We start from the raw sequence: 13,284 nt of genomic DNA on the forward strand, positions 1-13,284 counted from the left end.
AGGTGTCCCTTACGTTTTATAAATATGCAAATGCAAATATAAATGAAATTGAAACGCTATTTCATCCATTTCTCAGCCCAATTTTGGACTTCATCCATAACACTTTCTAACGCTTTTCCTTTGTCAGTTAAGCCATACTCGATTCGAACTGGTACTTCTGGATAAACATTACGAACTACAATGCCTTCGCTTTCCAATTCCTTTAAACGCTCTGACAACATACGATCGCTCATATTCGGTATAATATCTGCGATTTCTCTAAAGCGTTTCGGCTCTTCTAGCAAAGATTTAATGATTAAGCCAGTCCATTTTTTACTAAGCAAAGTAAAAGCTGACTCAAACTTTGGACATAAACAAGAATTATGCTCCATATGTTTCACCTCTCTTCTATTATAATATAGTTTCTTGTAAAAAGTAAGTTATAAAACTTTCCTCATATTTTATTTTACGTACATTTTATCATTTCCAAATATTAACTTGTCAACTATACGTAACATTTCCGTAAAAAAACCCTCTTCAAAAAGAGAGCCTTTTCTATCTTATTACTTCGTATACCATCCAAGACCAAGTGCACCTTCACCTAAATGCGTACCAATTACAGCACCAAAATAACCCGTGCGAATTGCGACATGAGGATATTTTGCTTCTAATTCTTGCTTCCATTCATTCGCTTCCTCTTCACGTTGCGCATGAATGATAACTGCTTCCATAGGTACACCTTTACTTGCTTGTTCATCAAAAATTTCAACGATACGTTTTAGCGCTTTTTTACGTGTACGAATCTTTTCAAATGGAATAATGACTTTCTCTCTAAAATATAAAACTGGCTTCACTTGTAGCAAGCTACCGATGAAAGCTTGCGCACTATTTAATCTTCCACCACGTTGTAAATGATGTAAATCATCCACTACAAAATATGCGTCCATCGTTTGCTTCATTTCATCAAAACGAGCGGTAATTTCTTCTGGTGTTTTTCCTTCACTTGCTAATTTCGCGCCTTCACGTACATAAAATCCTTGTACTTCACAACTAATTTCAGAGTCATACGTATATACTTCAATACCCTCTACCATCTGTCCAGCTGTCGTCGCTGTTTGGTATGTACCACTAATTCCACTTGAAAGATGAATACTAATAACTGCATCATATTCTTTAGATAATTCTTCGTATAACTCTAAAAACTTTCCAATCGCTGGCTGCGAAGTTTTCGGAAGTTCTTCCTGCTCACGTACTTTTACATAAAAATCATCTACTGAAATTTCAGCTTCTTCTTGATAAGATTCTGTTCCAAATACAACGTTTAATGGAATCATATATATATTTAGTTCGTCACGAATATGCTTCGGTATATATGCTGTACTATCAGTAACAATAGCTGTTTTCATTCTCGTACCTGCCTTATAAAAAATTTTTATCCCCTAATTTTACACGAAAACTAAAAAAGGTGCATCCATACATAAAAATACCGGTTGAAAATTATACTCAGCATCTCGACAAATTACAACAAAAAGATAAAATACTCATCAAAAATTTCAGCTTATTTATAAAAAATGTTTGAATATAAAAACGCCCGCTTTTAAAATGTAAAGTACTAGTCATTTTGACAGATAGGGGCGTATACCATTGTTATTACAATATTTAACAATAAAAGACTATGGCGAACACGAAATTGTCATTCAAAAATCAAGATTTATTTGTTATGTAAATAGAGCTACAACTGAAGAAGAAGCGCAAGCGTTTATACAAAAAATAAAAAAACAGCATTGGAATGCAACACATAACTGTTCAGCGTATTTAATTGGCGAACAAGATCAAATTCAAAAAGCGAACGATGACGGTGAACCGAGCGGCACAGCTGGTGTACCTATGTTAGAGGTATTAAAAAAACGAGGTTTAAAAGATACTGTTGTTGTCGTTACACGCTATTTTGGTGGCATTAAACTCGGTGCAGGTGGATTAATTCGCGCATACGGAAAATGTACAAGCGAAGGTATTAATCACGTCGGCATTGTCGAACGAAAACTAGTGCGGGTTATACAAACCGGGATTGATTACACTTTACTTGGCAAGTTAGAAAATGAATTACGCCATTCAAAATATGTCATTAAAGATATACATTATTTAGAAAATGTCACATTTGATACGTTTGTAGAAGAAGATGGGAAACAAGCATTCACAGATTGGATGATTGAATTAACAAATGGGAAATGTACAATTACAGAAGGAGATATGTTGTACTTAGAGCAAGATCTTATCTAAGAATAATGAAATTATCACCTTTAAAGATTAATGTAGTGAAGAACTTCTCTACAATGAACTAAGGAGATTATATATGGAAGAACGTTATCATCATCTCCAAAATCGCAGAATAAAAAAGAAGCGAAGAAGAAAACTTTTCTACTTCTTTATTTTCGCATTTTTATTTGGCAGTGTAGGAATCTATATATTAAATTCCTACACTTCTCTTATGGGGATGTATAGTGGATTTAGTCGTGAAAAATCAGATTTAAGAACTAAAGATGTAGAAATTACAAAGGAACCTTTTACAATCCTCATTATGGGTATAGAAGATTATGCAACAGATGGTCAAAATGGGCGTACAGACTCATTAATGTTTGCGACAGTCAATCCGAAAACTCAAAGGATTTCACTTATGAGTATTCCTCGGGATAGTCGCGTTCCAATTGTCGGAAAGGACAAAGAAGATAAGATTAACGCTGCGCATGCTTATGGTGGAGAACAAATGGCAATCAAAACTGTCGAAGGTTTTCTAAAAGTTCCTGTAGACCATTATATTAAAATTGATTTCCAAGGCTTTAAAGGTATCGTTGATGCTGTTGGCGGTGTTACCGTTGATGTCCCTTTCGATTTTTGGGAGCGCTCTGACGTGGATTACTACAAAAAAATCCAATTTAAGCAAGGGCAACAAAACTTAAACGGTGAAGAGGCACTCGCTTACGTCCGTATGCGAAAGCAGGATCCAAACGGCGATTATGGCCGAGCCGCTAGACAAAGGCAATTGCTAGCCGCTGTTGCTCAAAAACTGAATTCTGCCTCTACTGTATTTAAAATTAAAGATTTAACGACTGTCGTTGGAAAATATATAAAAACCGACATTCCTATTTCAGACGGACTTGCTCTTTACAATAAACTTTCTGGTTTTGATCCTTCTACAATACAAACGTTAAAACTTGAAGGAGAAGACAAAAAAATAGGCGGTATTTATTACTTCCTTCCGGATCCAATCGGTGTAGAGACGGTACGTAATGAAATAGAAAAAGAACTAGGGGAAAAAGCAAAAACTCCAACAAATCCAAATACAAAAACCGATTCATCAAATCCTGACTCAAATTCTAACTCTAACGAAAAAGCAAAGAAAGAAACAAACCCGAACAAAACACCAACTGAGCCGCCCCCTTCCACAAATGCTCATGCAGAGTGGATTATGAGAAATCAGGAATAACAAAAAGAGCCAACTCTTATACGATTTGGCTCTTTTTTATTTACTTATTAAAGTGTTGTAAAATTGATTCAACAATACGCTCTGATGCACGACCATCACCGTAAGGGTTAGATGCTTGCGCCATCTTATCATGAGCTTCTTTATCAGATAGTAACTCATCAGCAAGATTAAAGATTGTCTCTTCATCTGTTCCTGCTAATTTTAACGTACCTGCTTCAATACCTTCTGGGCGCTCTGTTGTATCACGTAGAACAAGAACTGGCACGCCAAGTGATGGTGCTTCTTCTTGAACACCGCCAGAATCAGTTAACATTAAGTATGAACGAGCTGCAACATTATGGAAATCAATCACATCTAGCGGCTCGATTAAATGAATACGGCTATGTTCTCCTAAAATATCATTTGCTGTTTCACGAACAACAGGGTTCATGTGAACAGGGTACACAACTTGCACATCTTCATGTTTATCAACAAGGCGCTTAATTGCACGGAACATATTACGCATTGGTTCACCTAAGTTTTCACGGCGATGCGCTGTCATCAGTACAAGGCGATTATTTCCAAGCTTCTCTAGTACCGGATGACTATATGTTTCTTTTACAGTCGTTTTCAGTGCGTCAATCGCTGTATTTCCTGTTATGAAAATGCGTGACTCATCTTTATTTTCTCTCTGTAAGTTCGTTGCTGATTTCGCTGTCGGTGAGAAATGAAGGTCTGCCATTACACCTGTTAATTGACGATTCATCTCTTCTGGATATGGAGAATACTTATCCCATGTACGAAGTCCAGCTTCAACATGACCTACTGGAATTTGATTATAAAAAGCAGCTAAGCTAGCAATAAATGTTGTTGTTGTATCACCATGTACAAGGACGATATCAGGCTTTGCTTCTTTCATTACTTTGTCTAAACCTTCTAAACCGCGCGTTGTAATATCAATTAAAGTTTGACGATCTTTCATAATATTCAAATCGAAATCTGGCGTAATTCCAAAGATGCTTAATACTTGATCTAACATTTGACGATGTTGTGCTGTTACAGTCACAATTGATTCGATTTTTTCTGGATGCTTTTGCAACTCTAATACAAGAGGTGCCATTTTAATTGCTTCTGGACGTGTCCCGAAAATTGTCATTACTTTTAAACGTTCAGTCATTTTATTGCCTCTTTTCTCTCACTAGTTACAGTTTCTATTATGACGTATAAGAATAAACAAGGAACTTGCTCTTTTTATCGAATAGTAGCAACATGATTATTACAAACATTCTTTCGTCCCACTGAGTAGTAATCTATCCCTTGCTTTCTAGCATCCTCATTAGTATAACAATTTCTCCCATCAAATAGAATAGCCTCCCCCATAAGTTGTACATACTTTTCTAATGGATATGTTCGAATAGATTCCCATTCCGTTACGATAAAAACTGCACTCGCGCCTCTAATCGATTCATCTATACATTCAGCATATTGTATCGTCTTTCCAAATGTTTGTTGTACATGCTGAATTGCTTTCGGATCGTATACAACTACATCCGCACCTATATTAATCAATTCTTGTATGATAATAAGAGATGGTGCTTCTCTAATATCGTCTGTATTCGGTTTAAATGCTGCTCCAAGAACTGCAACCCGTTTCTTATTCATATTTATTACTTTTTTCGCTTTTTCAACTAATAACAACTGCTGCTTATTATTCACTTCAATGACCGCTTTTAACAAACGAAAATCATGAGAAACATTTCCTGCCATTTGTACAAGTGCTTTCGTATCTTTCGGAAAACACGATCCCCCATATCCAATGCCCGCCTGTAAAAAATGGGTACCAATTCTCTTATCCATCCCCATTCCTTTTGCTACATCTAATACATTTGCTCCTACCTTCTCACATATATTTGAAATTTCATTAATAAAGCTAATTTTTGTAGCCAAGAATGCATTAGACGCGTATTTAATCATCTCTGCACTCTTAATATCTGTAATATACGTTTGCAAGCATAATGCACTGTACAAATCCTCTACTTTCCGTGCAACTTTCTCATCATCCGCTCCAATTACAATACGATCACCATGGAAGAAATCATAAATACCGGAACCTTCTCGTAAAAACTCTGGATTCGATACGACATGTAATTTGTGCCTCCCTTGTAACTTCGCCTCAATCCATCCCTGCATCGCTTCATTTGTACCTACAGGAACTGTACTTTTCGTAACAACAATAATATCGTTATTCACGTACGTCCCAATATCCTCACACGCACGCTTAATATACGTTAAATCAGCTCTCCCATTTGCTAATGATGGTGTTCCAACCGCAATAAATATAAATTCAGCATTTTTAAAAGCTTTTAATTTACTTGTTGTAAAAGTTAACTTTGCACACTTATACGCATCATGTATTAATTCATGTAAGCCATATTCATAAATAGGTAAATCCCCTTGTTTTATCCGTTCAATTTTTTCATAATCTATATCAAAACATGTGACCGAATGTCCCAGTTTTGCCAAACCTACTCCTGTAATTAATCCAACATATCCAGTACCAATTATCGTAATTTTCATTTCCCCTTCGCACAGGAATATACAATAGAAAATATACGAATACATAGAATTCCCCTGTGCTTCCTCCTCTCATATTAAAAATGAGAAAACATTTTACTTCTCTATTATATGAATTACCTTTTCCATACTTTTTTAAGTTTTTGTAAAATTACATAAGAGAATATAAATTACCATATTTTAACACGAGACTTACTCATTTCTACGTGTAACACTTATAATACTGAAATAAAAATACTCACTATAGGAGAGGCGCGAAAATGGTCTATTATAAATACCAACAAACGCAACCTTCTTAAATGAGCTAACATTCCATATACAATTGTCATATCTTCTATTCACTTCCACTTACTACAAAAAGAAAAAAAGATTGAATTCTAATCTTTTTGTGATACCATATGTTATGAGCCTGCAAATAAACATCATAATTTTCAGATAAATAAACTAAAAAATTATGTTAGACTATAAAAAGGTGGGGTATTAATGGACTCACAAGTGATTTATGCCATTTTGGCATCTTTCATCACTGTACTCGTCGTTACTCCTTTAGTTATTAAATTAGCTTTTAAAATAGGAGCAACAGATAAGCCAAATGCGCGTAAAGTACACCAAAAGATTATGCCTCGTCTTGGCGGATTAGCAATATTTATCGGTGTAGCTGTAGGATTTGTTGTTGGCGGGTTATATGAACAAAGAATGTTATCGATAACATTAGGTGCGATTATCATTGTAATCATCGGGATTTTAGATGATATGTACGAACTATCTGCGAAGGTAAAATTCGGTGGACAACTATTAGTTGCAGCTATGATTGTAAAAAGTGGATTATTAGTGCAAGTATTATATATTCCAATCCTCGGGGATACTGAACTTGGATGGCTTGCTTATCCAATTACAGTGTTTTGGATTGTAGGTATTACAAATGCAATCAACTTAATTGACGGATTAGATGGATTGTCCGCTGGAATTTCATCTATCGTACTTGCAACGCTGGCATATATGGCCTTCACTAGCCCATGGGGTACTGGAACAGCTATCATTTTGCCTCTAGCACTAATTGCACTTGCAAGTACACTTGGATTTTTATTCTATAACTTCCATCCAGCAAAAATTTTCATGGGAGATACAGGAGCACTATTTTTAGGATACTGTATTTCTGTCATATCGTTACTTGGATTATACAAAAGTGTAACGTTATTCAGCTTCATCGTTCCAGTTATCATTTTAGGTGTACCTGTATTTGATACGGCATTCGCAATTATCCGCCGTATCGTAAATAAAAAACCTATTTCAGCACCAGATAAATCGCATTTACATCACCGTTTGCTTGCAATGGGATTCTCTCATCGTAAAACGGTACTAATTATATACGCATTCGGTATCTTCTTTAGTGTAAATGCCATTATTTTCACTAGTGCAACATTATGGTTATCCATTATTCTTCTTTTCATTTTAATCTTCTTCACAGAAATCATTGCTGAAATAATCGGCCTTGTACACGAACGTTACAAACCAATTATTTCCTTCTATAAAAAAATGAAAAAACGCGAAGACTAATTGTAGTATAGCCTTTACAATTATGAAATATTCAAATAGCATCCTCTTTCTTTGAAGAGGATGCTATTTTTTATTTTTTACTCCTTATTTGACATTTCCAAAATATAGATTGTTTGAGAGTCCCTTTATTGGAGAAAGATATACATAATAAAAAAAGTATCAAATTTTATTTTTTACATCTTGATTGTCAAACTGAGGGTGAATGTTATGATCAAGCGAGTATTTCAATGTATCATTTTATTTTTCACAATTACTATATACACGTCATCTAATCCTGAAGCAACTACAATTATTCCTGCTGAACATCATCCAAATGCTGAAACGACCTCTCCTACACAAAAGATTGCGTATTTAACATTTGATGACGGACCAAACAAATATACGATGCAAATTTTAAACATTTTAAAAGAAAAGAATGGAAAAGCAACCTTCTTTGTTATTGGCGGAAAAGTACCGCATTACCAAAAGACGATGCAGCGATTAATTAAAGACGGACATTATATTGGACTTCATAGTATGTCACACGATGTAAAACGCCTTTATACTGGCGATCCTTCCACTTTAATTACAGAAATGGAACAAACTCAAAACATTGTCCAGCAAGTTACAAAATTAAATACACACCTCGTCCGCGTTCCATACGGTAGCATGCCTTACTTAAAAAAGAATTATCGTGATGCTCTTGTATCAGCTCGATATAAAATGTGGGATTGGACAATTGATACATATGATTGGAAAAGCTATGACAATCCTTCTGCCATACTAGAAAGAGTACGTAATCAAAGTGATGAACAAGTCGAAGTTATTTTAATGCATGATTCAAGTGTCACTGTACAAATACTGCCAAAAGTAATCGATTATTTACAGTCACAAGGATACAAACTTCTTCCTTATAATCCCTCTTCCCATCTCGAAGTTAATTTTTGGAAAGACACAAGATTGTAACAGCTTTAGTGCCTATATGCTAAAGCTGTTTTATTTTTCTCTTCCCACCCTTCTCATTTTTGTGTAAAATTTTAAATAGTGATGAAGTTTCGAGGTGAATAGAAATGAAACGAATAGATCTCATTTTTAACGCAATACAAGAAGGAAATTATACAGAAGGTATAACCGCATTAGAACTCGCTACCCTGTTGCAACTAGATCGTGCCAATGTAAGTAGCGACTTAAACAAACTTGTAAAAGATAAACGTTTATTAAAAACAAATACGCGCCCTGTTCGTTTTTATATAGAAACGAACACTTCGTTGGAAACGCATTCAAAAGACGTGACTTCACTAGATACATTTGCAATTGAAAATACGAGCCTTAAAATCGCAATTGAAAAGGCGAAAGCTTCTATTCTCTATCCTCCAAACGGTATGCATACTTTACTGCTAGGAGAAACAGGAGTCGGGAAATCTATGTTTGCTTCTTTAATGCACGAATATGCAATTGAAGTTGAACAGCTTCCAAAAAAGGCACCATTTATCGTCTTTAACTGTGCTGATTATGCAAACAATCCACAGCTACTACTAGGACAGTTATTTGGGATCAAAAAAGGAGCTTACACAGGTGCGAATGATCAAAAAGGGTTAATTGAAAAAGCACATGAAGGAATTCTTTTCTTAGATGAAGTACACCGCCTTCCTCCAGAAGGACAGGAAATGCTCTTTACTTTTATTGATCGCGGAGTATATCGCCGCCTAGGAGAAACAGAAAACGAGCGTAAAGCACAAGTATTAATCATTACTGCAACAACAGAAGAACCAAATTCATTTTTATTAAAAACATTTACAAGACGTATACCGATGACTGTCAAGCTTCCACCACTTCGTGAGCGTACACATAAAGAACGCTTTGCTTTACTGCAACTATTTTTCACAAATGAAGCAATTCGGCTAAGGAAAGAAATTCACGTTAGCCCGAACGCAATGCGTGCTTTCGTCTTTTACAATTGTCCCAATAACATCGGTCAATTAAAAACAGATGTACAAATCGCCTGTGCGAAAGCTTATTCTGATTTTGTAACAAAGAAACGTGATTCTGTCTATGTTTCAAGTACAGATTTACCTTGGTATATGAAAGAAGGGCTATTTATTGAAAGAAAGAGCCGTCACCTATACCAAATACCAAATGAAACATTTGTATTTACGGGAGATGAAGGTTGGAGTCAACATAAAGCAGAAGATGAAAAACGGTCTTCTATTTACGACTATATTGATTATAAATATGAAGAACTTCAAGCACGCGGTATTGAAGAGGAAGAATTAGAATTACTAATAGAAAATGATATTCAAAGCTTTTTCGTACAATATTTTAACCAAATGTCCAAAAAGACAAGTCATGAAAATGTTTTTAAAATTGTTGATCGTAACATCGTTTCCGTATGTGAAAAAATTGCGGAGCTCGCTGAAAAACATTTATCTAAGACGTTTGATGAAAAAGTCTTTCTCGCATTAAGTTTACATGTACAGACAACTCTACAACGTTTACAAAGCGGGAAGCAAATTCATCACCCACAATTGAATCAAATTCGTACGAAATATAAAGAAGCTTTTTCCGTAGCTATGCAATGCATTCAACTACTGGAAGAAGAATTACAAATAACCATGCCCATGGATGAAGCTGGCTTCTTAACAATGTTCTTCGTTGTTGATCCAATTCCTGCTTCCCAAACAGAAGTAAAAGTATTAATATTAGCGCACGGTAATGGCATCGCAACAGAAATGGCAAACGTTGCAAATGAACTCCTCGGTATTGATGAAGTGACCGGTATTGATATGCCGCTACATGAATCACCGAAAGATTTTTTAGAACGGGTTAAAGTGTATATGAAAACACTTCAAAATGTAAACGGGCTTCTCTTACTTGTTGATATGGGGTCTCTTGCCTATATCGGTGATATATTAGAAACTGAATTCAAAATTCCTGTACGTGTCCTTTCCATGACAAGTACTCCACACGCACTAGAAGCAGCTCGAAAAGCTCAGCTCGGCTATTCATTAGATGCACTATATGAAACAGTAAAGAACTTAACGCCGTTCTATTTAAACGTACAAGAAGAAAAGAAAAAGCCACTATCACCAATGAAGTCTGTTATTTTAACAGCTTGTTTAACTGGTGAAGGAAGTGCCTTAGCTATTCAAAAAATGTTAGAGAACTATTTACGATTTGATAAAGACTTAATTGAAATTATTCCAATTAGTATCGTCCATGAAAAAGATTTAACGAAAATGATTGAGAACATAAAAAAAGAGCGTAATATCATTTGTATCGTCACAAATTTCGATGTGCAAGTTCCATGTTTAACATATCATTTCCAAGATATTGTGAACTACACAGCGATTCAGCCAATTCAAGAATTAATTACGTATGAAGAGACATATGCGAAAATGGCCGATATTCTTGAACAACAAATGCAGCGTAACGACGGGGCATTACTAATTAAAACAATTCGTTACGCACTAAATACAATTCAAGAATTAATTTCCTTGCAGCTAACTCCTGATAGCTTAATGGGTGTTATTTTGCATATGAGCTGTATGGTTGATCGTCTTCAAAAAGGAGAAAAACTTCTTCCTCATCCTGATAAAGAAAAAAGAAGACAAGATGAGTACTGGATGTATATGAAAGTGAAAAAAGCATTACAACCAATTGAAAATACATTTGAAATACAAATACCAGATGATGAAGTATTTTATATCATGGACTTCTTTATTAAAAATCAGCCTGTTAAAAGTTAAACAAGTAACCTTTAGCGACACTCCTTCGAATAAAGTGAAGGCTTTTACGGGCAGTTAATGCAGGATAAATTTATATCGACGATTTTCAAAATATATGAATGTATCGTCAATACACATCATCCTATCTAATTCGAAAAGGCTGTTCCAATTTTTTGGAGCAGCCTTTTCATTTACTTCTTTACCTTTCTAATCCGCCCTCTTATTTCTCCTTTTTTATGTGATTTCGTATGAATATTTACATATACATTAGCTTGAATAATTTCTTGGAGAAAATGAACAAGGGATTTTCCTTGTAAAGGCCCTTCGAATTCCTCCACATTTACGGCACCAGTAATGCTTCCCTCATTCAAACTAATCCCTTGCTCTAGCGGACCGTATAAATAGAAAACAACGGGACCAATTTGACTGGACTTCCCTAAATGAATTTGACACGATGTGACCTTTTCTATATTTTTTAATATTACCCTGTAATGCAACTTCGTTAAATCATCACTAAAAATAAACTCTGCTACCCCAAAAGCTTCTGTATTTACAGGAGGCAATTCCCTCTTCCCTGTTAACCTAGCAAAAAAGTGTGTTGTCATAGGGCATTCTCCTTATATCAATTTCCCAGCACTTCTTTTACTACTTTATGGTTTACACATAATCATTTATGACTTTTTCAACTTTTAATTACGAAGAAAAGATTCACAAAATCTTTACATAAGAATCATTTCTTTTGCTTTACCGCCTCTTGTATAATGCACATAGAAAAAACTTTCTAGGAGGTTACTTTGAAAAATAACAACTATTCTTTTCGATTATTAGTCGAGATTTTTCTCGTCTCATTTAAATTAGGACTTACTTCATTCGGCGGTCCTGTCGCTCATCTTGGTTATTTTCATCATGAATACGTGCAAAAAAGAAAATGGATGGATGAAAAAAGTTACGGAGACTTAGTAGCACTGTGTCAATTCCTTCCTGGTCCCGCTAGTAGTCAAGTCGGTATGGGCGTTGGATTATTAAGGGGCGGGCTATTAGGAGCAATTATCTCTTGGATTGGTTTCACCCTTCCCTCTGTTCTCGTTTTAGTCTTTTTTGCTTCATTCCTTAATCAATTCGAAATTGGAAGTACAGGATGGATTCATGGACTCAAACTTGTAGCAGTCGCAATTGTCGCTCATGCAATATGGGGAATGGCTCAAAAGCTAACTCCGGACCGAAACCGTGCAACAATCGCCATTGTAACTGCCGCGATTGCCTTGTTATGGCCAAGTAGCTGGACACAAATCATTCTCATTTTACTTTCAGGGCTGATCGGCTGGCTTTTATATAAAACTCCTCAAAACGCCCAAGTCTATAAAATACAAATTTCTATTTCAAAAACGATGGCTAGTTCTTGTCTCATTTTATTTTTCGGACTATTACTATTGCTACCAATACTGCGACCGCTCTCTCCTCATATCGCATTATTTGATAGCTTTTACCGTTCTGGTTCTCTCGTATTTGGCGGAGGGCACGTCGTACTCCCTCTTCTTGAAAGTGAGTTTGTACAGAACGGGCTGATGACAAAAGAACAATTTTTAGCTGGATACGGATTAACACAAGCGGTGCCAGGGCCTCTCTTTACATTTGCTTCTTATATAGGGGCAGTGCTAAACGGAACCACTGGAGCAGTAATCGCAACAATCGCTATCTTCCTTCCTGCCTTTTTGCTCGTTATTGGTGTTTTACCATTTTGGGACAGTGTAAGAAAGGTACCCGCTATACAAGGCACATTACTCGGTGTTAACGCCGCAGTTGTCGGTATTTTAATTGCCGCTTTTTACGATCCAATTTGGACGAGTACAATTATGAATGCTTCAGATTTTGTCTTTGCATCTCTTCTTTTTGGCTTACTAACTTTTTGGAAAACACCGCCTTGGATTATCGTTATACTCGGGGCTTTTGGTGGATATGTTATATCTATTTTATAAATATAAAAAACGACGGCCACTTAGCCGTCGT

11 protein-coding genes are annotated in these 13,284 nt (G+C 35.7%); 6 read left to right on the plus strand and 5 right to left on the minus strand.

Annotation, left to right across the window (positions count from 1 at the left end; all coding sequences use genetic code 11):
* Positions 1–56: 56 nt before the first annotated feature.
* Positions 57–371, minus strand: a complete 315-nt coding sequence (locus tag ACUN26_RS22420; RefSeq protein WP_000400852.1) for a winged helix-turn-helix transcriptional regulator — start codon at positions 369–371, stop codon at positions 57–59.
* Between the two features lie 171 nt (positions 372–542).
* Complete coding sequence (locus ACUN26_RS22425; RefSeq protein ID WP_000844774.1) at positions 543–1,385, minus strand: DegV family protein; 843 nt, start codon at positions 1,383–1,385, stop codon at positions 543–545.
* A 238-nt stretch (positions 1,386–1,623) separates the two neighbouring features.
* Here ACUN26_RS22425 and ACUN26_RS22430 point away from each other — a divergent pair, with 238 nt between their 5' ends.
* Together ACUN26_RS22430 and ACUN26_RS22435 are read left to right on the plus strand one after the other, a co-directional pair.
* Positions 1,624–2,259, plus strand: coding sequence for a YigZ family protein (locus tag ACUN26_RS22430; RefSeq protein WP_000926676.1), 636 nt, complete (start codon positions 1,624–1,626; stop codon positions 2,257–2,259).
* Between the two features lie 73 nt (positions 2,260–2,332).
* Complete coding sequence (locus tag ACUN26_RS22435; protein ID WP_000392747.1) at positions 2,333–3,463, plus strand: LCP family protein; 1,131 nt, start codon at positions 2,333–2,335, stop codon at positions 3,461–3,463.
* A gap of 40 nt (positions 3,464–3,503) precedes the next feature.
* On the opposite strand, the gene wecB is transcribed toward ACUN26_RS22435, so the two are convergent.
* Both wecB and ACUN26_RS22445 read right to left on the minus strand, forming a co-directional pair.
* A complete protein-coding gene (gene wecB / locus ACUN26_RS22440; protein ID WP_000140137.1) occupies positions 3,504–4,619 on the minus strand; it encodes a non-hydrolyzing UDP-N-acetylglucosamine 2-epimerase in 1,116 nt (371 codons plus the stop codon).
* Positions 4,620–4,693: 74 nt separating this feature from the next.
* Positions 4,694–6,064, minus strand: a complete 1,371-nt coding sequence (locus tag ACUN26_RS22445) for a UDP-glucose dehydrogenase family protein (RefSeq protein ID WP_000287625.1) — start codon at positions 6,062–6,064, stop codon at positions 4,694–4,696.
* Between the two features lie 435 nt (positions 6,065–6,499).
* Between ACUN26_RS22445 and ACUN26_RS22450 the strand changes: the two genes are divergently transcribed.
* The 3 genes from ACUN26_RS22450 (at position 6,500) to ACUN26_RS22460 (ending at position 11,298) form a co-directional block, all read left to right on the plus strand.
* Positions 6,500–7,573: a glycosyltransferase family 4 protein gene (locus ACUN26_RS22450; protein WP_000378305.1), complete on the plus strand. Its 1,074-nt coding sequence runs from the start codon at positions 6,500–6,502 to the stop codon at positions 7,571–7,573.
* A 207-nt stretch (positions 7,574–7,780) separates the two neighbouring features.
* Positions 7,781–8,518 carry a polysaccharide deacetylase family protein gene (locus tag ACUN26_RS22455; protein WP_000597144.1) on the plus strand — a complete coding sequence of 246 codons (738 nt, stop codon included), beginning with the start codon at positions 7,781–7,783 and terminating at the stop codon, positions 8,516–8,518.
* A gap of 104 nt (positions 8,519–8,622) precedes the next feature.
* Entirely contained in the window at positions 8,623–11,298 is a 2,676-nt protein-coding gene (locus tag ACUN26_RS22460; RefSeq protein ID WP_000820944.1) for a PRD domain-containing protein, read from the plus strand.
* A gap of 170 nt (positions 11,299–11,468) precedes the next feature.
* Here ACUN26_RS22460 and exsM read toward each other — a convergent pair whose 3' ends face one another.
* Complete coding sequence (gene exsM / locus ACUN26_RS22465) at positions 11,469–11,882, minus strand: exosporium regulatory protein ExsM (RefSeq protein ID WP_000207040.1); 414 nt, start codon at positions 11,880–11,882, stop codon at positions 11,469–11,471.
* A gap of 189 nt (positions 11,883–12,071) precedes the next feature.
* On the opposite strand from exsM, the gene ACUN26_RS22470 reads away from it, so the two are divergent.
* Positions 12,072–13,253 carry a chromate transporter gene (locus tag ACUN26_RS22470; protein WP_000794692.1) on the plus strand — a complete coding sequence of 394 codons (1,182 nt, stop codon included), beginning with the start codon at positions 12,072–12,074 and terminating at the stop codon, positions 13,251–13,253.
* Positions 13,254–13,284: the final 31 nt, after the last annotated feature.

It is taken from the genome of Bacillus sp. WC2503 (assembly GCF_052682895.1).

Coding starts and splice junctions, on each gene's coding strand:
- ACUN26_RS22420 (WP_000400852.1), bottom strand. CDS start 371: ATGGAGCATAATTCTTGTTTATGTCCAAAGTTTGAGTCAGCTTTTACT.
- ACUN26_RS22425 (WP_000844774.1), bottom strand. CDS start 1,385: ATGAAAACAGCTATTGTTACTGATAGTACAGCATATATACCGAAGCAT.
- ACUN26_RS22435 (WP_000392747.1), top strand. CDS start 2,333: ATGGAAGAACGTTATCATCATCTCCAAAATCGCAGAATAAAAAAGAAG.
- wecB (WP_000140137.1), bottom strand. CDS start 4,619: ATGACTGAACGTTTAAAAGTAATGACAATTTTCGGGACACGTCCAGAA.
- ACUN26_RS22445 (WP_000287625.1), bottom strand. CDS start 6,064: ATGTATTCGTATATTTTCTATTGTATATTCCTGTGCGAAGGGGAAATG.
- ACUN26_RS22450 (WP_000378305.1), top strand. CDS start 6,500: ATGGACTCACAAGTGATTTATGCCATTTTGGCATCTTTCATCACTGTA.
- ACUN26_RS22455 (WP_000597144.1), top strand. CDS start 7,781: ATGATCAAGCGAGTATTTCAATGTATCATTTTATTTTTCACAATTACT.
- ACUN26_RS22460 (WP_000820944.1), top strand. CDS start 8,623: ATGAAACGAATAGATCTCATTTTTAACGCAATACAAGAAGGAAATTAT.
- exsM (WP_000207040.1), bottom strand. CDS start 11,882: ATGACAACACACTTTTTTGCTAGGTTAACAGGGAAGAGGGAATTGCCT.